This is a genomic window from Streptomyces sp. NBRC 110611 (assembly GCF_001590865.1).
Classification (GTDB): domain Bacteria; phylum Actinomycetota; class Actinomycetes; order Streptomycetales; family Streptomycetaceae; genus Streptomyces.
Genome location: NZ_BBUY01000001.1, coordinates 441903 through 460454, shown reverse-complemented (window position 1 = coordinate 460454; position 18552 = coordinate 441903). Strand labels below are relative to the sequence as shown.

Below are 18552 nucleotides of genomic sequence, written 5' to 3'. Positions count from 1 at the left end.
CCGGCACAGCGGTGCGGGGCCCCATCCTCGAAGGGTGGGGCCCCGCACCGCTGTTCGGCTCCTTGGGCGGTCCCTGCTCAGAGGCCGCCGGTCAGGCTCTTGGTGCTGATCGGCTGGAAGTCGCCGACCTGGGTCTCGACGGTGTTGCTGAGCGGGTTGGTGAACACCAGCGCTTCGGTCAGCCCCGCGATGGTGGTGGCGGTGGGGTTGCCATGGGCCAGGGCGCGCGCCTTGTCGGCGGGCAGTGCGCCGGCCGTCGCCGCACTGCCCGCCGCGGCCACGGCGCCGGCCGCGGAGATCACCAGCCCGACGCGGAGCAGGGTGCGCGGAACGCGACCGGTCTGGGGACGTGAGGGGGAGGGCATGTGCCACCTGCCTGCCTGAGGATCGAAACGCCGCACGAGCGGAGGACGGGAACGACCGGGCACAACCGGCCGCATGCCCGAACGGGCACCGGCCACCGGCTGGGTAATCGGTCGGCTTCGTAGCGTAGTTGCGGTGGGGCGCCCGATCCAGCTCGCGCGCCAGGGGTACCCCACTCGGCCCAATGCGGGACAATGAGTGCCCGTGAGCCCCCTCTCCTCCGCCCTGCCGCCTGCCACGGCCCGCGTCGTCCTGCTGACCGGCCCGTCCGGTTCCGGCAAGTCCTCCCTCGCCGCCCGCACCGGTCTGCCCGTCCTCAACCTCGACGACTTCTACAAGGAGCGGACGGACCCGACGCTTCCGCAGCTGGGAGGCGGCGGCACCGACTGGGACTCACCGCTCTCCTGGGACGCCGACGCCGCGGTCGCCGCGATCGACGCGCTGTGCCGTACGGGGCGGGCCGATGTGCCGGTGTACGACATCTCCGTCAGCGCCCGGATCGGCGCATCGGGGCTCGACCTCGGTGGCGCGTCCCTGTTCATCGCGGAGGGGATCTTCGCCGCCGATGTCATCGCGCCGTGCCGGGCGGCGGGCCTGCTGGCCGATGCGCTGTGTCTGTGCGGCCGTCCCACCACGACCTTCCGCCGACGGCTGGTGCGCGATCTGCGCGAGGGCCGCAAGTCCGCCCCGTACCTCGTCCGCCGCGGCCTGCGGCTGCTCCGCGACGAGCGGTCGGTCGTCGCCCGCCAGACGGCGCTGGGCGCCCACCCGTGCGCCAAGCCCGAGGCCCTGGCCCGGATATCGGCCGCGGGCGCGCCGGAAGCAGTGGGCGCGGGCGTCCGCTCCTGACCGGCGTCCTGCGCTCCCGACCGGCGTCGTCCGCTCCTGACCGGAAAGCGCACGAATTCGGAGAGCGCACGAAGAAGCGGGCTCGGACAGACCCCCGGCCGGCCGAACCCGCTTCCCTTCCCCGTATCCCCCGTGTTCCCCGTATCCCCCGTTCGTTCCCCCGTGCCCCCGTATCCCTCGGGCTCGCCCGGTCGCCGTTCCCCCGATCCCCCGATCTCTCAGGCGACCAGTTCGCCGAAGGACTCCTCCTGGTCACGGCCGAAGCTGAGGACCTCGTCGTCGCGCAGCCGGCGCAGGGCGCGCCAGATGCTCGACTTCACCGTGCCGACACTGATGCCGAGAATGTCCGCGATCTCCGGGTCCGTGCGGCCCTCGTAGTAGCGCAGGACGAGCATGGTGCGCTGGTTCTCGGGCAGCCGGGCCAGCGCCTGCCACAGCACGGCGCGCAGTTCGGTGCCGCGCATCGCGTCCACGTCACCGGCCGTCTCCGGCAGCTCCTCGGTCGGGTACTCGTTGAGCTTGCGGCGGCGCCAGGCGCTGATGTGCAGGTTGGTCATGGTGCGCCGCAGATAGCCGCCGAGCGCCGCCTTGTCGCTGATCCGGTCCCAGGCCCGGTAGGTCGAGAACAGCGCGCTCTGCAGCAGGTCCTCGGCCTCGTAGCGGTCGCCGGTCAGGTGGTAGGCGGTGGCGTACAGGGAGGCACGGCGCTCCTGGACGTAGGCGGTGAAGGCCGCTTCGGCCCCGGCCGCCTCCGACGCGGAGCGCCGGTCCCCCGTGCCCTCCCCGTACTCCGCTCCCACGGTGGTTCCCCCGTGGGCGGCGTCACTCTCCCGCCGCCCGTTTCCCCCGTTGACCTCCACCGTGGTCGCGTCGATGGCCACCATGAACGGCAGCCGTTGACGCCCGGTGCCGCGAGCGCACCCCCGCCCGCTCGCAGACTTGGCACCGGACTTCTCCGTGGCCCGCACGACGTCATGAAGCCGCGTGATAACTGCGCTGGAATTGCTGCCGTGCAGTGTGGTCATCTCGCGCCCCCGTCGTAGAGCCAGCTCGTTCGGTATCTCCCGGGTGAGGATCCCTGGATGTGGATCTCTGGGTGTTGATCTCTCCCTGTGCCCAAAAGACTGCCAACCCAGTTTCATCGCGTTGTCCGCCGACTGTCACAGGCCTGTCACAGGGACGAGCGGGCGCCGCCATACGGTTCCCGCCCGGGTGGACCTGGTGTCCGTGGGCGCCGTCGGTCGATGTCCCGGCGTCCATGGGACAGAATGGCTGCCGTGCCTTTCCTGTTGCTGATCGAGGACGACGACGCCATCCGCACGGCCCTCGAACTCTCGCTGTCCCGCCAGGGTCACCGTGTGGTGACCGCGGCGTCCGGCGAGGACGGCCTGAAGCTGCTGCGTGAGCAGCGCCCGGACCTGATCGTGCTGGATGTGATGCTGCCGGGCATCGACGGTTTCGAGGTGTGCCGCCGGATCCGGCGTACCGACCAGCTGCCGATCATCCTGCTCACCGCCCGCAACGACGACATCGACGTCGTGGTGGGGCTGGAGTCCGGCGCCGACGACTATGTCGTCAAACCGGTGCAGGGGCGGGTGCTGGACGCCCGTATCCGGGCGGTGCTGCGCCGCGGCGAACGCGAGGCCAGTGACTCGGCGACGTTCGGCTCCCTGGTGATCGACCGGTCGGCGATGACGGTCACCAAGAACGGCGAGGACCTGCAACTGACACCGACCGAGCTGCGGTTGCTGCTGGAGCTCAGCCGCCGGCCCGGCCAGGCGCTGTCCCGGCAGCAGCTGCTGCGGCTGGTGTGGGAGCACGACTATCTGGGCGACTCACGCCTTGTGGACGCCTGTGTGCAGCGGCTGCGCGCGAAGGTGGAGGACGTACCGTCCGCGCCGACGCTGATCCGCACGGTCCGTGGTGTCGGCTACCGGCTGGATTCCCCGCAGTGACGGAACGTTCCCACACGGCCGGGCGCGGCGGGCCGGCGGACGTCTCCGGTACCAGTGCCGGTGCCGGTGCCGGCTCCTCCGGCACCGGCTCCTCCGGTTCCTCCGGCTCCTCCGGCTCCGACGCCGAGACCGCGACGCGGCGGCTGCTGCGACTGCTCCGCCGCCCCTCGGGGCTGCTGCGCTGGACCAGTCTGCGGCTGCGGCTGGTCGTGGTGTTCGCGCTGGTGGCGCTGACCGCGGCGGTCTCCGCGTCCGGCATCGCGTACTGGCTGAACCGCAACACCGTGCTGGACCGCACCCAGAACGCCGTCCTCAACGACTTCCGCAAGTCGCTGGAGGACAGTACGCGGTCGCTGCCGGTGCGCCCGCGGTGCAACGAACTGCAGGACGCGGCGCGGCAGATAGCGAGCGGGCCGCAGAACTACGCGGTGCTGCTGACCGGGGTGGACCGCGCGGGCAAGGACTGCGTGGCCACCACCAACAAGGATCTGCTGACGCCCCAGCGGGTGCCCGAGTCGCTGCGCCGTGCGGTCAACGAGGTCCGTCCGGTGAGTGAGTCCAACCGCTACCCGCACCATCTGTACTGGCAGCGCCGGGAGGTCGGAGGCGTGCCCTACCTCGTGGCCGGCGCCAAGGTGATCGGCGGCGGGCCGACCGGCTACATCATGAAGTCGCTGGCCGCCGAGCGGCAGGACCTGAACTCGCTCGCCTGGTCGCTGGGGATCGCCACGGCGCTCGCGCTGGTCGGCTCGGCGCTGCTGGCGCAGGCCGCCGCGACGACGGTGCTGCGGCCCGTACAGCGGCTGGGGCACGCGGCGCGGCAGCTGGGCGAGGGGCGGCTGGACACCCGGCTGCGGGTGTCCGGCACCGACGAACTCGCCGACCTCTCCCGTACGTTCAACCGCACGGCGGAGCGGCTGGAGCACCGGGTGGACGAGCTGAGCGCCCGGGAGGCCGCCTCCCGCCGGTTCGTCGCCGACATGTCACACGAACTCCGTACGCCCCTGACGGCTATCACCGCGGTCACCGAGGTCCTGGAGGAGGAGGCCGACTCCCTGGACCCGATGATCGCGCCCGCCGTCCAGCTGGTCGTCAGCGAGACCCGGCGGCTGAACGACCTGGTGGAGAACCTGATGGAGGTCACCCGCTTCGACGCGGGGACGGCCCGGCTGGTGCTGGACGATGTCGACGTCGCGGACCAGGTGACCGCCTGTATCGACGCGCGGGCCTGGCTGGACGCGGTGGAACTGGACGCCGACCGCGGCATCGTGGCCCGGCTGGACCCGCGGCGCCTCGACGTCATACTGGCCAACCTGATCGGCAACGCCCTGAAGCACGGCGGCTCGCCGGTCCGGGTGTCCGTGCACACGGAGGAGGCCCACCGGGGCGGCGGCGATGCGGCGGACGAGGCCGCGGGCGGCGCCCTGGCCCCCGCCGCACCCGGGTCCGGCGCGGAGCGCGAGCCGGGAGCCGACGGCGCGGAGGCCTCGGCGACGGCCGCGGGGACGGCCAGGAAGGCCGGCGGGCAGCTGGTCATCCGCGTACGCGACCACGGCCCCGGCATCCCCGAAGAGGTGCTGCCACACGTCTTCGACCGCTTCTACAAGGCCAGCGCCTCCCGGCCACGCTCGGAGGGCAGCGGCCTCGGCCTGTCCATCGCCCTGGAGAACGCCCATATCCACGGCGGCGAGATCACCGCGGCCAACCTCCCCGAGGGCGGCGCGGTCTTCACCCTGCGGCTGCCGATGGACGCCTCTCCGGTGGCGGACGGCGACCGGGACGGTCACACGGACGGCGATACGGCCGGTCCGGCCGGCGAGCGCACGGAGGGCAAGCGATGAAGCCGACCGGACGGATCCGGCGGCCGGCGGCCGGAGTGGCGCTCCTGCTGCTCGCCGTCGCGGGCTGCGGGATCCCCGCCACGTCCGTACCGGTCGACGCGGGCGGCGCGCCCTCGCGGGTGAGCTGCGAGGCGCCGGCGGACGGGACGGGATCGGCGGACGCCACGGCATCGGCGGACACCACGGCATCGGCGGACGAGACCCGCTCGACGGACGAGACCCCCTCGGCGAACGACACGGCTGCGGCACCCGGCGCATCCGGCGCGCCCGGTGCATCCGGCACATTCGGCGCATCCGGCGCGCCCGGTGGCGCACAGGTCACCGTCTATCTGGTGTGTGGCTCGGCGCTGGCGCAGGTCGAACGGACCCTCGCCCCGGACGCCGGCACGCCCGCCGCCGACCCGCGGCTGCGCACCGCCCGCGCCCTGCTGGAGGAGCTCCAGCGGACACCGTCCCCGGCCGAGGCGAAGGCCGGCTTCAACAGCGCTCTGCCCACGGACCTGAAGGTCACCGGCCCCCGGCCCGGCGACCCGGCGGACGCCCTCCGGCTGAGCACCCGGCCCGACGACCTCCCGACCTTCGCCCTGTCCCAGCTGGTCTGCACCTATGGCGCGCACCCGGGCCTGGGGCGGACGCACGGGGCGCTGCTGGGCGGACCGGGGCCCGAGGCGCCGCAGCGCTACAAGTGCGGCGGCCCTTCCTCGGCGCTCGACTGATCCATCCCGCCCGGCGGCCCGCTGGAAGACAGGTGATCCGCTTGATCCGCCTGGTCCGCTGGGTCCGCTTGATCCGCTGCGCTCGGCCGGCGGACGGCGCCGCTCCGGCTGTCCCGGCGTGCGGGAACCGCGCAGCGGGCCTCGGCGTCATCGCCTTCGTGCAGCGACATGGCCCCGGCACCTCCGCCGCCCCTCGTACACGCGTCACAGGACTTCTGCTCCTTGTGGCGCATCTGCTGATCGTCGGCTGGCTCACGCTGCGTCCTCGTACGGTGTCGTGGGTGCCGGCCATGAATCTCCGGCCGCTGGCGACGATCCGGGCCGAGCTGGCGCAGGGGCTGTCGTGGGAGGCCGTGCTGCACCTCGGCGGACCGGTGCTGCTGCTGGCGCCGCTGGGGGTGCTGCTGCCGCTCTCGGCCGGGCGTCTGAACGTTTCCCCTCTGGTGTCGCTGACCCGTACCGTCTTCGCCGGCGCGATGATCGCGCTGGCGATCGAGCTGCTGCAGTCAGGGGTACCCGGACGGGTCCCTGATATCGACTCGGTGCTGCTGAACACGCTGGGCGTGGCGGTGACGCACCTGGCGGTCGTCCCCAGGGCCCGGTGCGTGCTCCGCCGACGGTACGAGCATCTCAGGGGTGCGACCCCGAGAATCTCCAGGGTTGGCCTCGCCCCGCAGGCGGACGTGCTCTCGGGCGGCCGGTCCTACCTTTGAGGCATCGGGGCAGACGCCCCACGAAGCCGAAAAGGAGTTGTCCGTCATGGCCGCCGCACTGGTCCGCCCCCGCAACAACCGAATGATCGCCGGAGTGTGCGCGGGTCTGGCCCGTCGCTTCGGTACGACGCCCGCGACGATGCGCGTGATCTTCGTCCTGTCGTGCCTGCTCCCCGGCCCGCAGTTCCTGGTCTACCTGGTGCTGTGGATACTCCTGCCCTCCGAGGACAAGACCGCCGGCACCGGAGCCGCCGGCTGGTGATGCCCGGCGCCGCCACGACATGACGGCGCCCCGGCCGACAGCGCGAGGGCTGCGGCCGGGGCACGGCACCGACCGGCTGTCAGTGAGTCAGCCCGGGGAGGGTCTTGGCCACGGTGCTGGTGCTGGTGCCGGTCGCCGGCAGACCGCCGATCAGCGGCTTCTTGCCCTTGGAGTTCAGCTGGGTCTCGACGTCATTGCCGGCCGGCTTGGTCACGGAGACGTCCTTGGTGGCTCCCGAGAGGGTCTGGGTGGCGTCGGTCACCGACAGGTTCGACAGCGCGCCGGTGGCGTCGGTGGAGGCGGTCACCGGAGTCGCGGCGCTGGCGGCGCCCGCGGCGGTGACGGCGAAGGCGGCACCGAGCGCGGCGGTACCGATGGCCTTGATGGTGCCCTGCTTCGTTCCCTGCTTCATCGAATTACGTCCTCATGATGGGGGCTTGACCGGCAAATCAACTTAGTGATGCGGCAACCGGAGTCGCAATCAGCCACAGGTCGAAGAAAAAACGGCCGGTGGACATTCCACCGGCCGTTGCGCTATATGCTCGCGCCACTCCCTCCCCGGAGGGTGAAACCCCTGATCAAGAGGTGGTTGTGGCCGCAGCGCGGAAGAGCCATTCAGCTCGCAATTTCGCGTAACCGGGCTTGATCACATCGTTGATCATGGCCAGACGTTCATCGAAAGGAATGAAAGCTGATTTCATCGCATTGACTGTAAACCACTGCATGTCGTCGAGCGTGTAACGGAACGTCTTGACCAGGTGCTCGAATTCCCGGGACATGTTCGTGTCGCTCATCAGCCGATTGTCGGTGTTGACCGTGAGCCGGAACTGCAGCCGGCGCAGCAGGCCGATGGGGTGCTCGGCGTAGGACGGGGCGGCGCCGGTCTGGAGGTTGGAGGTCGGGCACATCTCCAGCGGGATGCGCTTGTCCCGTACGTACGAGGCGAGCCGGCCGAGCTTGACGGAGCCGTCGTCGGCGACCTCGATGTCGTCGATGATCCGGACGCCGTGGCCGAGGCGGTCGGCGCCGCACCACTGGAGCGCCTGCCAGATGGACGGCAGGCCGAAGGCCTCACCGGCGTGGATGGTGAAGTGGTTGTTCTCCCGCTTGAGGTACTCGAACGCGTCGAGGTGGCGGGTGGGGGGGTAGCCCGCCTCGGCGCCGGCGATGTCGAAGCCGACGACGCCGGAGTCGCGGTAGCGGTTGGCGAGTTCGGCGATCTCCAGGGCGCGCGCGGCGTGCCGCATGGCGGTGAGCAGCGCACCGACCCGGATCCGGTGACCGCTCTCCCGGGCCCGTCGCTCACCTTCCCGGAAGCCCTCGTTGACCGCTTCGACGACCTCTTCGAGGGTCAGCCCCTGCTCCAGGTGCTGCTCGGGGGCGTAGCGGACCTCGGCGTAGACGACGCCGTCCGCGGCCAGGTCCTCGGCGCATTCGGCGGCGACGCGCTTGAGGTTTTCCTTGGTCTGCATGACGGCGCAGGTGTGCGCGAAGGTCTCCAGGTAGCGCTCCAGAGAACCGGAGTCGGCGGCCTCGCGGACCCAGACCCCGAACTTCTCCGGGTCGGTCTCGGGCAGTCCCTCGTAGCCGATCTCGCGGGCCAGTTCGACGACCGTGGCCGGGCGCAGACCACCGTCGAGGTGGTCATGGAGCAGCACCTTCGGTGCACGACGGATCTGTTCACTGGTGGGAAGAGTGGTGGTGGCGTCGCTCGTCATCTGCGCACTCTAGCCCCTACGCGCGTAGATATCACCGAACGATACGTAACAGTGACCAGTACACAGGGTGGCGGACTCCTCTCCTTCTGCCATCGTTCTGGTCATGGCTCAGCAAGCACTGCCGGTGCGTGAGGCCCGGCTGGGAAATCCGCTGGGATATCCGCTGGGAAGGAACGGCGCGCGACGGGCGGTGAGCGGGGTCGCTCTCGTACTGCCCGGGGGCGGTGCGACCGGGGTACGGCGCCCGTCACCGGTACCCGCGCTGACCCTGCGGCCGCTCGCGGTCCGCCTGGCACGGGCCGGGCGCCCCGAAGGGCTGACGACGCATGTCGTGCGCTACCGCTGCCGCGGTTGGAACGGCGCCGCGGCCCACCCCGCGCGCGATGCCACCTGGGCCCTCGACGAGGTGGTCCGCCGCTACGGCGATGTCCCCGTCTGCCTGGTCGGCAAGGGCATGGGCGCCCGCGCCGCCCTGCACGCCGCGGGGCACCCCGCCGTCAGCTCCGTCCTGGCGATCGCCCCGTGGCTGCCCGATTCCCGCCGCCCCGACGAGCAGCCCGACCCGGTCAAGCAGCTCATCGGCCGCCAGGTCCTCCTCGTCCACGGCACCAACGACGAGCGCCACGACCCCGACCTCTCCTACCGCTACGCCCAGCGCGCCAAGAAGGTCAACCGCGACATCTGCCGCTTCGAGGTGCACTCCGACGGCCACTCCCTGCACCAGCACCGCACCGAAGTTCACGCCCTGGCCGCCGACTTCCTCCTCGGCTCCCTCTTCGCCTGCACCTACTCCCGCCCCGTACGGGACGCCCTGGCCGCCCCGCCGCCCCTGGGCCTCCGCATGCCCCTGGCCTCCGGCTTCGGCGCCTCACTCAGGCCCTGACCACACACCGGCCACTCCCCCCACACCCGCCCTGCCCCTCCTCACCGAGGCAGCAACACCCCCCGCCGGCTCAACAAAAACTTCTTGAACGCTGCCACCGGCGGGGTGTCCGGATGTCCGGCCGGCCAGGCGACCCCGATCTCCCGGACCGCGCGCGGGGCGGTCACCGTCAGCTCCACCACTCCCGGTCGCGGCACAGCGGGCGGCGGCAGCAGCGCCACACCGAGCCCGGCGGCCACCAGCCCGCGCAGCGTCTCGGCCTCCTCCCCCTCGAACGCCACCCGTGGCGTGAAACCGGCCTCGGCGCACAGCGCATCCGTGATCCGCCGCAGCCCGTACCCCGGTTCAAGGGTGACGAACAGTTCACCGGCGGCCTCGGCGAGCCGGATCCGCTTACGGGAGGCCAGTGCGTGGTCCTCCGGTACGACCAGACGCAGCTTCTGCTCGTCGAGCCGGCGCGCGACCAGATCGGGGTAGTCCGGAACCGGCGAGGTCAGGCACAGATCAAGATCCCCGGCGCGCATCCGCTCGATCATGGCCTCGCCGTAATTCTGGACCAGTTGAAAGCGGACGCGCGGGTGGTCCACACGGAAGCTGCGGATCAGGCCGGGCACGGTCTCCGGGCCGAGCGTGTGCAGAAAACCGAACGCGACCTTCCCTGCCGCCGGGTCGACATCGGCCCGTACGGACTCGGTCGCCCGCTCCAGATCCGCCAACGTCCGCTCAGCGGAGGCGAGAAAGGAGCGCCCGGCCGGGGTAAGGGAGAGATTACGCCCGTGCCGAGCAAAAAGCGTGACACCGAGGTCGTCCTCCAGACGGACGATGGCACGACTCAGCGTCGGCTGCGGCATCCCGAGCTCCTGGGCGGCACGAGTGACGTGCTCGTGCCGGGCGACAGCAGCGAACTGAGCCAACCGCGGCGCAAGCACCACCGCCCACGAGCCGACCCCGAGCTCAGCCGCCTCACCGACGCCCGTCCCCCCGTCCGTCCCGACGTCCGGCCCGACCTCCGGCCCGCCGCGCCCCGTCGTCACCGCTCTGTCTTTTCTGTTGCGAGCGTGCAACAGAGACCCCTGCGACCTGCGCTCATGCATCACAGAATCGATTATGCAGTTTCTATGCATTGGACGCATAAAACGAACCGTCCTACCTTCGAAATATGCCTCCCGCCGATACCGGGGCGTCCGTAACCAACCGTGCGGCCGCCTCACCCCAGTCACCCACTCCTCCCTCTCCCGAGGCTCCCTCTTCCGGCTCTCCCGGCTCTTCCGACCCTTCCGGCTCTTCCGAGGCGGACAAGCTGCGGCCGGGCGGCCCCGGCTACCGCCGGATGAGCTTCGCCCTCTTCGCCGCCGGAGTGGCCACCTTCGCCCTCCTCTACTCCACGCAGGCACTGCTCCCCGCGATCTCCAGCGACCTCGGGGTGAGTCCGGACCGGGCGAGCTGGACGGTGTCCGCGGCCACCTTCGGCCTGGCACTCGGCGTGATCCCGCTCAGCGCGTTCTCCGAACGCTTCGGCCGCCGCACCCTGATGACGGTGTCCCTCTCCATCGCCGCCGTCATCGCCCTGCTCGTCCCCTTCGCCCCCTCGATCGACGCCCTGATCGCCCTGCGCGCCGTCCAGGGCATCGCACTGGCCGGTCTACCGGCCTCGGCGATGGCGTTCCTGGCCGAGGAGGTACACGCCAAGGCGCTGGTGGCGGCCATCGGCCTGTTCGTGGCGGGCAACAGTATCGGCGGAATGTCCGGCCGCATCGTGACCGGCTGGGTGTCCCAGGCCTGGGGCTGGCGAGCCGCCCTCGCCGCGGTAGGCGTACTGGCCGTGCTGTGCGCCGTGACGTTCCGCCTCCTCGTCCCCAAGGCCCGCCATTTCACACCCCGTTCGGTAGGCCCGCGTGCGCTCACCCGCACCCTCGCCGGCCACCTCGCCGACCCCCTCCTCCGCCGCCTCTACGCCATCGGCGCGCTCTTCATGACGGTCTTCGGCGCGGTCTACACCGTCATCGGCTACCGCCTGACCTCCGCACCCTTCAACCTCCCCCAGGGCATCGTCGGTTCGATCTTCATCGTCTACCTGGTCGGCACGGCCTCCTCGGCCGCGGCCGGCAAGCTGGTCGCCCGCCTGGGCCGCCGCGGCGCCCTCTACCTGGCCGTCGCCACCACCTCGACGGGCCTCCTCCTGACCCTCGCCGACTCGGTGGCCTCGGTCCTGACCGGTCTGATCCTCATCACCGCCGGCTTCTTCGCAGGCCACGCTGTCGCCTCGTCCTCCGTCAGCCGCACCGCCAAAACGGCCCGCGCCCAGGCCTCGGCCCTCTACCAGTGCGCCTATTACATAGGCAGCAGCCTGGGCGGCGCCCTCGGCGCCACCGCCTTCCACGCGGTCGGCTGGAACGGCACCGTCACCCTCGCCCTGGTGGCCATGGCCGGCGCCGCCTCCATCACCCTCTACGCCACCCGCAAGGCAGTCGCCGAACGCCGCCTCCTCCACATCCAGCACCTGGAAAAGGCCGCCTAACCGACACCGCCAGCCCCCGGACCGAAGGGCCCGCCCCCGCCACCTGTCCTGGCGGGGACGGGCCCTTCGCCGCCATCCGCCTCGCCGGTGATACCCCGCGCTGCCCCACAGCTTCACCCGGTCACCACTCCAGGCGAGCCGAAAAACAGTGCCCCCTCCCGAGAGGTTCGGGAGGGGGCACTGTGTGATGGCGGCTCAGGTGGCGCTGAACCAGCAGATCTTCACAAACTCCAGCGGGTTCTCGTATTGCTTCATTTCCGTGGCTACTCTTTGCAGAGCCTCGTCCCGGGAAATTCCCCAGGGCACGAAATACTCGCCCTCGCGGGGACTGATATAACCGATCTTCACTCCGCGGTCGAGCATATCGCCGATCAGCTTCAGGGTGACGGCCTGCACCTGATCTTCGGTACCGCCTTTCCCGACTATCCCCTCGGCCGCGTCTCGAACCGGATTGAAGTATACGGGGGACATTTCTGCGTACTCGACGAGGTAGTCGAGCTCCTCTTCGTAAAGATTCTCCATCGACACTCCGATCCCCTCAGCCCCTCTTGACATGGTAACGCTTCAAGCCAAATTCTTCTTGCAGGTCGCGACTGAAGTCGATAGTCCAGTCCGCTTTCCCCTGGGATTGACTGAAGTTGCGGTAGTTGATCTTTCCGCCTTCGAGCGACCAGGTCTCGACTGTTCCCTTACCCTCTACCTTCGTAAATATGTCCGGCTCGCCCAGCTTCTTACGGATGTCGTTAGCTATCTTCGTCAGTTCGTCAGAAGTGACGATATAAATCCTTGGGCTGTCCTCCCAGCCATGGGGCTTCCCGTCCTTGGTGACAGCATCGCGAACCTTGGCGATCTTGCCGAGGCGTGAGCCTTCCCCCAGGTCCTTGACGCCCTTTAGGCCCTTGGCGCCCTTCTCAAGCTTCTTGACCTGGCCAAGACCAGGCGTGAGGGCCATGGCGAAGGCGGCGCACCGTGCGGCGGTGGGGTCCTTGATGCACTCTTCGAGGTCAGTGAGCCCGCTCAGCTCTTTCAGAACTTCAAGGTGCTTCCTGCCGACGTCCTCGATGGCGTCGGTGTCCACATAGGCGTCCTCCTGAGTGAGGAGGCAGCCCATCAAGCCACCCTTGCCATAGGGATTGGCCGGGGCAACGCAGGGAGTGCCCTTTTTCTTGTCCTGCTCTTCTCTTTCCTCTTCTGCCTTCTTTCTGGCCTCTTCGGCGCGTCGCTTGGCTTCGGCGACTTCCTTGCGCCGCATTTTTTCGACATCGTCCCAGGCGTCCGAGGCGGCCTGCTTGGCTTCCTTGGCGTCCTTGCCGGCCTGCTCGGCGGAATTACGAGCGGCGTCTGCCGCGTCGTGTGCAATCTCAGCAGAGTGGCGCGCGTAGTTCGCGGAGAATTCGGCGCGGGCGGCGGAGGCTTCGGCGGCCCGGGCATCGCGTTCGGCGGACTCCGCGGCGTTGCGGGCAGTGGCTGCCGACTTCCTCGCCTCGGCGGCAGACTGCTCAGCGGCGGTGGCCGACTCGTTGGCGTCCTGGGCGAAACCGGCGGCCCGCTGGGCGGACTTCTTTGCCTCAGCCGCCGCTTTGTCTGCTTCGGTCTTGGCGTTGTTGGCTACGGCCGCCGCCTTGGCTGCGTCCCAAGCATTCTCCCGGGCCTTTGCCGCGATCTTGGATGCTTCGGCGAGCAGCCCCCGCATCTGGGTGATGTGGGTCTGGGCAAGCTGGTCCTTGCGGACCGCCATGTACTGGCCGACCTGGATGAAGTCGTGCAGTTGCTCCGGCGAACCGGACAGGGCGATCTTCGCGGCGGCCTGGACCTCCGGGCCACCGACGCTGACCAACTGCACCGCGCGGACCCGCTCATCGGAGGTCCGGGCCGAGTACTGACCGCTGTTGAGGAAAGCGAGGAGCTTCTTGGCCGAGCCCTCCCTGAGGGCTGCCTTGGAAGCTTCCTTCACCGCCGGTCCCCCGACGCTGTTCGCCTGGACGGTCCGCAAGCGGTACTCACCCAGCCCGGCGTCGTACTGGCCGTTGGCCAGGAAGTCGCCGAGCTGCTCCGGACCGCCCTTCAGGGCCTCCTTGGCCGCCGTGCGCACGGTGGCGACGGGGCTGTCGTCGACAAGCTGCTCGACGCGCTGACGCACGTCGTCCCGGACGCCCTTCTGCTGCCCGGTACGCAGATACTCGAGCACCGCGTCGTCGGAGCCGCCCAGCGCCCGGGCGGCGGCTTCCCGGCTCCAGGGGCCGCGGTTCTTCATGACCTCGATCGCCAGCTTGCGGCCCTTCAGGGCCACCGTCTTGACGTCGACGTTGGGCTTGTTGGCCTCGGCGGCCAGCTGCTCGGCTTCCTGGTCGAGCTTGCGGTCGTCCTGCAGGACCTTGCCCAGACCGACAGCCAGCGAGTCATCGGCCTTCTTGAGCTCTTTGGCCCGCTCGATCGCGGCGGAGGTGCGGCCGGCGAGGTCTTCCGTCTCGGTATCGCGCGCGATGTCGAAGACCGCCTTGGCTGCCTTGGCCGCGTTGTCGGCCGCGTCGGCGGCCTCCTTGGCCGCGTCCGACTGCCTCTTGGCCTCGTTGGCGGCGTCGGCTGACTTTCCGGCGTGCTCAGCGGCCTTCTCCGCCTCATCCGCCGCGTTGGCCGCATGACGGGCCGCCGACCGAGCGGCATCACGCGCCGCGAAGGCGGCGTTGGCGGACTTGTTGGCCAACGCCTGCGAGCGGTTGGCCGCGCGCCGGGCCTCGTTGGCGTGACGGCGGGCCTCGGCAGCCGCGTCACGCGCCTCCTGCGAGGCCGCCCCGGCCTCGGCCGCGAATCCGTCCGCTCGCTCGGCCTGTGCGGCGGCCGCATCCGCATTTCCAGCGGCGCTCAGTGCCGCGTTCGAGGCCTTGATGGCCTCCTTGGAGGCATTGCCCGCATAGCCTGCGGCCTCGGCCGCGCCGTTGGCGGTCTTGACGGCTTCCCGCGCTACCTTCGCAGCTTCCTTGGCTTCCTTGGCCTTGCTCGCGTCCTTGGCGGCCGCACCAGCGGCGCTCCGGGCCCGGGCGGCGGCATCGGCGGCGTTCGCCGCGGCACTGGCGGCGCGCGCTGCGGCGCTGGCCGCGACCCGAGCGGCGTGATTGGCAGCGTTCGCGGCACCGATCGCCTGCCGGGCCGCAGCCGCGGCACCGCGGGCCGCATCCGCCGCCGAGGCGGCGAAGCCAGCGGCCTTCAGTGAGTCCTTACGGGTCAACTCCGCCTGGTCGGCCGCGTTCTTCGCGGCGTCCTTGGCCAGGTTCGAGGCTTCCACCGCACGCTTGGACGCGGCGTTCGCAGCATCGGTGGCCTCCTTGGCCTGGGCTCCGGCCCGCTTGGCCTGCCCGACGAGCAGCGTGATGCTGGCCCGCTCCTGGTCCTTGGCTCGGGCTACCTCCTGGCCCACATCCAAGAACTCCCGGACGTCACCCGGAGTGCCCTTCAGAGCGATCTTCGCAGCCTCCTTGACCGCGGGCCCACCGACACTCAGGATCTGGACGACCTGTACGCGCTCGTCCTGCATCTGGGCCCCGTACTGGCCCTCTTCGAGGAACTTGCGGACGGCTTCAGGGCCCTCCTTCAGCGCCGCCTTGCCCGCCTCTTGGACGGCGGGACCGCCGACGCTGACCGCCTGGACTGTTTGGACCCGCTCATCCTGCTGCAGCGGCCCCTGCCAGCCGTCCTTGAGGAAGTTCCGCAGGACCTCAGGGTTTTTCTTCTCCCTCAGCGCTTCCGTAGCCGCCTGGCGCACCGCGTCGCCACCGATGGAAACCATCCGCACAGCGGTGAGCCGGTCATCCTGGAGCTGGACGAGGTCCTTCTCCGTGTCCAGGAAGCGACGCACATCCTCATCGCTCCCCAGCAGGGCTGCCTCCGCCGCGCCCTTGACCGCCGGGCCCCCGTGCTTCCACAGCTCGACGATCCGGCCACGATCAGTCTGCGGCCCCCCGAATACACCTTCATCATCGGCCCATTGTGTGGCAGCGAAGGCCGGATTCACTCCCGGGGTGCTGATTACAACGGCGAGCGGGAGCAGGCTCAGCGCGGCGGTGCGTATGCCGCGCGACAATCTCCCTCTCGCTTCCTTCACATGGAAGCTTCGTCTCACGAAGCAAACCCTTCTGGCTAGTTACGTGCTGCCGATATTCGGCATTGCGAGCATAACTGCCCGGTCGGCAGGACCAAGTGAAGGTATAGCGCGACCTATGAGCGTCCAACAATCATTGTCCGCTTGCCCTGCATGGCGCCTCTGCGTCGGCAGACAGGCCAGATCGCAAAGGGTTGTACGACCCTCGAAGGTCGTATCCGATTCGTTATTCACCGATCCTTGTTAGCTCGATGACTTACGTGAGTGATACGTTCGTCGCCGCCCATCGGGCAGTTCTCTCGGCGGCCACTTTTGACGCCGCATCACATTTGGAAGGAACCTCTGGTGATACTTCGTGCGCGCAATACGCTGATCGCCGGCGTTATTGGTGCCATCGCCGTCGTCGCGGGGGTCTCCACCCTCGCCGTCGCCCAGGCCGCGCCGCAGCCAAGCGACGCTGTCCGCACGGCCGGCGATGAACTTCCGCCGCCTGCGGTCGAAGACTTCGAGTACCCGGGCGCAGAAAAGATCTTCAAGGAGAAGGGCCTCAAGCTCATCAAGGGTGATGGCCACATCATTCTGGCCGACTGTGGCGCCAACCCCGACTTCGACGTCATGTCGGAAGGCAAGAACCAGCAGCCGGTCAATTACTGCTTCAAGGTCATCGGAAAAACCGGCTACCTGAAGCTGGAGATCCCCAAGATCAACAGCATCTGGGAGAACGCCGGCCGCACCGCCCGTGCCACCATCAGCACCCAGGGCAAGACCAAGACCGTCGACCTGAAGAAGAATGACCTCACTCCACTTGGTCAGGGTGATATGGCCAGCGGAGGCAAGGAGGCCACCCTCCTCGAACTTCGCGTCACAGGGTGACGTAGCACCTCTGCTTCAGAGGCGATTGATGTTTAGCGGACGACGGCGGTATCCGCCAGGAGGCGGATACCGCCGTGGTGCGGGCGGACGCCACCACACAGGGCCGTGAACCTTCTCCGGCAAGGGTCAGGACTCTGCCGCCTACGCGGGTTCGCGTGACACCAGAAACACTGAAGGAAAGAACAGAAATGTCAGACGTACGTCCGCGCACGGCGTGGGTGACAGCGGTGCTCGCGGGCGGACTCGCGGCCGCCATGCTGACCGGAACCCCGGCGCAGGCCGCTGTGGGTGAAGCGGCCAAGGACGGGGCTCACGCGTTCACGGCGAAGCTCGATGTCGGTACTGCCACGCGCAGTTGTACCGGTGCACTGGTCGATCCGCAGTGGGTGGTCAGCGCGGCCAGCTGCTTCGCCGACAAGCCCGGCCAGGGACACAAGATCTCCGCGGGGAAGCCCAAGCTGAAGACCACGGCCACCATCGGCCGTACCGACCTAGGCTCGGCGAAGGGTGCCGTAGCGGAGGTTGTCGCACTCATTCCGCACGCCGATCGGGACCTGGTGATGGCCCGTCTCGCCAAGCCGGTGGCCGGAATCAAGCCGATCAATCTTGCCAGCAGCGCCCCGGCCAAGGGCGATGTGCTGCTCGCCACCGGGTACGGCCGTACGAAGACGAACTGGATTCCCGATCGCCTGCACGTCGGTGCCTTCACCGTTGACTCGGTGGCTGCCACGACCCTGGGGATCAGCGGTAACGCCAAGACCGGCGCCGCCATCTGCAAGGGTGACGCCGGCGGCCCCGCCTTCCGTGAAACAGATGGCGAGGCCGAGCTGGTTGCCATCAATGTCCGCTCCTGGCAGGGCGGCTGCCTGGGCGAGGAAGAAACCCGCACCGACGCCGTCAGCACGCGAGTGGACGATGTCGCGGACTGGATCCAGCAGGTCCGCCTGTCGGCCCTGGTCCCGGACGTCACCCCGGTCATGACGACGGGCGACTTCAACGGCGACGGCCGGTCCGACATCGCGGCCGTCACCAAGGACGGCAACCTCCACGCCTTCTACGGAAGGACCGACGGCACCTTCGAGTACGGGCGCCCGCTGTGGACGCTGGACCATGCCTGGAAGGGCATGGCCAAGATCATCGGTGGTGACTTCAACGGCGACGGCCACGCCGACATCGCCGCCGTATGGAGTACCGGCTCCCTGCGCCTCTACACCGGCGATTCCAAGGGCACGCTGGCACAGAACAAGCGGATGTGGGTGGACGAGAAGTTCAACTGGAAGGAGATGCTCCACCTGGCCCGCTTCAAGACGGACGATTCCGGCCGCGACGGCCTGCTCGCCGTATGGGGAGGCGGTCCCAGGGGCGCCCTCTACGCCTACGAAACCGGCCCCAGCGGCGCCCTGAACGGCAAGAAGCGCAACATGTGGCGGGATGCCACCTGGCAGCACATGAAGAAGATCGCCACCGGCGACTTCAACGGCGACGGCCGTGACGACATCGTCGCCATCACCAACGTCGGCGGCCTGTCCCGCTACACCCGCTACGACAGCACCGCAGGTGGCGGCCTCAGCGACGGTGTCCCCATGTGGCACGACAACGGCTGGGGCGGCACCCAGATTCTGCTGGCCGGCGATTTCGACGGCGACGGCAAGACCGATGTCGGATCGCTGTGGAGCAACCAGCAGCGCTTCAACTTCTACAAGAGCGACGGCAAGGGGAAACTCGCCGAAGGCAAGCACGCCTGGCCCCGCATCTCCTGAGTCCT

The 18552-nt window shown here is 69.4% G+C and carries 17 protein-coding genes; 10 read left to right on the top strand and 7 right to left on the bottom strand.

Annotated features, from left to right (window positions below; all coding sequences use genetic code 11):
* Nucleotides 1-77: 77 nt before the first annotated feature.
* Nucleotides 78-365, bottom strand: coding sequence for a hypothetical protein (locus AZE13_RS01990; RefSeq protein WP_066926058.1), 288 nt, complete (start codon nt 363-365; stop codon nt 78-80).
* A gap of 202 nt (nt 366-567) precedes the next feature.
* On the opposite strand from AZE13_RS01990, the gene AZE13_RS01985 reads away from it, so the two are divergent.
* Complete coding sequence (locus AZE13_RS01985; protein WP_066926055.1) at nt 568-1212, top strand: ATP-binding protein; 645 nt, start codon at nt 568-570, stop codon at nt 1210-1212.
* 218 nt (nt 1213-1430) lie between these two features.
* Here AZE13_RS01985 and AZE13_RS01980 read toward each other — a convergent pair whose 3' ends face one another.
* On the bottom strand, nt 1431-2237 hold the full coding sequence (locus tag AZE13_RS01980; RefSeq protein WP_066926052.1) for a SigE family RNA polymerase sigma factor: 807 nt from the start codon (nt 2235-2237) through the stop codon (nt 1431-1433).
* Between the two features lie 252 nt (nt 2238-2489).
* On the opposite strand from AZE13_RS01980, the gene afsQ1 reads away from it, so the two are divergent.
* The 5 genes from afsQ1 (at nt 2490) to AZE13_RS01955 (ending at nt 6699) form a co-directional block, all read left to right on the top strand.
* Nucleotides 2490-3167 carry a two-component system response regulator AfsQ1 gene (gene afsQ1 / locus AZE13_RS01975; protein WP_066926050.1) on the top strand — a complete coding sequence of 226 codons (678 nt, stop codon included), beginning with the start codon at nt 2490-2492 and terminating at the stop codon, nt 3165-3167.
* A gap of 176 nt (nt 3168-3343) precedes the next feature.
* Nucleotides 3344-5008, top strand: coding sequence for a sensor histidine kinase (locus tag AZE13_RS01970; protein WP_079123680.1), 1665 nt, complete (start codon nt 3344-3346; stop codon nt 5006-5008).
* The gene (locus tag AZE13_RS37745) at nt 5005-5724 is read left to right on the top strand and encodes a hypothetical protein (RefSeq protein ID WP_258527533.1); all 720 of its coding nucleotides are present in this window, start codon (nt 5005-5007) and stop codon (nt 5722-5724) included. Before AZE13_RS01970 ends, AZE13_RS37745 begins: the two co-directional genes overlap by 4 nt.
* Before the next feature lie 158 nt (nt 5725-5882).
* A complete protein-coding gene (locus AZE13_RS01960) occupies nt 5883-6437 on the top strand; it encodes a VanZ family protein (protein ID WP_066927117.1) in 555 nt (184 codons plus the stop codon).
* A 46-nt stretch (nt 6438-6483) separates the two neighbouring features.
* Entirely contained in the window at nt 6484-6699 is a 216-nt protein-coding gene (locus AZE13_RS01955; RefSeq protein ID WP_066926047.1) for a PspC domain-containing protein, read from the top strand.
* 79 nt (nt 6700-6778) lie between these two features.
* Here AZE13_RS01955 and AZE13_RS01950 read toward each other — a convergent pair whose 3' ends face one another.
* Together AZE13_RS01950 and AZE13_RS01945 are read right to left on the bottom strand one after the other, a co-directional pair.
* A complete protein-coding gene (locus AZE13_RS01950) occupies nt 6779-7111 on the bottom strand; it encodes a hypothetical protein (RefSeq protein WP_066926044.1) in 333 nt (110 codons plus the stop codon).
* A gap of 166 nt (nt 7112-7277) precedes the next feature.
* Nucleotides 7278-8417 (bottom strand): adenosine deaminase, encoded by a 1140-nt coding sequence (locus AZE13_RS01945; protein WP_066926041.1) that lies wholly within the window; start codon nt 8415-8417, stop codon nt 7278-7280.
* 103 nt (nt 8418-8520) lie between these two features.
* Here AZE13_RS01945 and AZE13_RS01940 point away from each other — a divergent pair, with 103 nt between their 5' ends.
* The gene (locus AZE13_RS01940; RefSeq protein WP_079123609.1) at nt 8521-9300 is read left to right on the top strand and encodes an alpha/beta hydrolase; all 780 of its coding nucleotides are present in this window, start codon (nt 8521-8523) and stop codon (nt 9298-9300) included.
* Nucleotides 9301-9341: 41 nt separating this feature from the next.
* On the opposite strand, the gene AZE13_RS01935 is transcribed toward AZE13_RS01940, so the two are convergent.
* On the bottom strand, nt 9342-10397 hold the full coding sequence (locus tag AZE13_RS01935) for a LysR family transcriptional regulator (RefSeq protein ID WP_398780076.1): 1056 nt from the start codon (nt 10395-10397) through the stop codon (nt 9342-9344).
* A 62-nt stretch (nt 10398-10459) separates the two neighbouring features.
* On the opposite strand from AZE13_RS01935, the gene AZE13_RS01930 reads away from it, so the two are divergent.
* Nucleotides 10460-11818 carry an MFS transporter gene (locus AZE13_RS01930; protein ID WP_066926035.1) on the top strand — a complete coding sequence of 453 codons (1359 nt, stop codon included), beginning with the start codon at nt 10460-10462 and terminating at the stop codon, nt 11816-11818.
* A gap of 195 nt (nt 11819-12013) precedes the next feature.
* Here AZE13_RS01930 and AZE13_RS01925 read toward each other — a convergent pair whose 3' ends face one another.
* Nucleotides 12014-12340, bottom strand: a complete 327-nt coding sequence (locus AZE13_RS01925; RefSeq protein ID WP_147264590.1) for a hypothetical protein — start codon at nt 12338-12340, stop codon at nt 12014-12016.
* A gap of 16 nt (nt 12341-12356) precedes the next feature.
* Nucleotides 12357-15896, bottom strand: a complete 3540-nt coding sequence (locus AZE13_RS01920) for an ALF repeat-containing protein (protein ID WP_066926027.1) — start codon at nt 15894-15896, stop codon at nt 12357-12359.
* 363 nt (nt 15897-16259) lie between these two features.
* On the opposite strand from AZE13_RS01920, the gene AZE13_RS01915 reads away from it, so the two are divergent.
* Nucleotides 16260-16787, top strand: coding sequence for a hypothetical protein (locus tag AZE13_RS01915; RefSeq protein ID WP_079123606.1), 528 nt, complete (start codon nt 16260-16262; stop codon nt 16785-16787).
* A gap of 188 nt (nt 16788-16975) precedes the next feature.
* Nucleotides 16976-18547 (top strand): trypsin-like serine protease, encoded by a 1572-nt coding sequence (locus AZE13_RS01910; RefSeq protein ID WP_066926024.1) that lies wholly within the window; start codon nt 16976-16978, stop codon nt 18545-18547.
* Nucleotides 18548-18552 lie beyond the last annotated feature (5 nt).

Coding starts and splice junctions, on each gene's coding strand:
- AZE13_RS01930 (WP_066926035.1), top strand. CDS start 10,460: ATGCCTCCCGCCGATACCGGGGCGTCCGTAACCAACCGTGCGGCCGCC.
- AZE13_RS01945 (WP_066926041.1), bottom strand. CDS start 8,417: ATGACGAGCGACGCCACCACCACTCTTCCCACCAGTGAACAGATCCGT.
- AZE13_RS01950 (WP_066926044.1), bottom strand. CDS start 7,111: ATGAAGCAGGGAACGAAGCAGGGCACCATCAAGGCCATCGGTACCGCC.
- AZE13_RS01910 (WP_066926024.1), top strand. CDS start 16,976: ATGTCAGACGTACGTCCGCGCACGGCGTGGGTGACAGCGGTGCTCGCG.
- AZE13_RS01980 (WP_066926052.1), bottom strand. CDS start 2,237: ATGACCACACTGCACGGCAGCAATTCCAGCGCAGTTATCACGCGGCTT.
- AZE13_RS01990 (WP_066926058.1), bottom strand. CDS start 365: ATGCCCTCCCCCTCACGTCCCCAGACCGGTCGCGTTCCGCGCACCCTG.
- AZE13_RS01940 (WP_079123609.1), top strand. CDS start 8,521: ATGGCTCAGCAAGCACTGCCGGTGCGTGAGGCCCGGCTGGGAAATCCG.
- AZE13_RS01925 (WP_147264590.1), bottom strand. CDS start 12,340: ATGGAGAATCTTTACGAAGAGGAGCTCGACTACCTCGTCGAGTACGCA.
- AZE13_RS37745 (WP_258527533.1), top strand. CDS start 5,005: ATGAAGCCGACCGGACGGATCCGGCGGCCGGCGGCCGGAGTGGCGCTC.
- AZE13_RS01955 (WP_066926047.1), top strand. CDS start 6,484: ATGGCCGCCGCACTGGTCCGCCCCCGCAACAACCGAATGATCGCCGGA.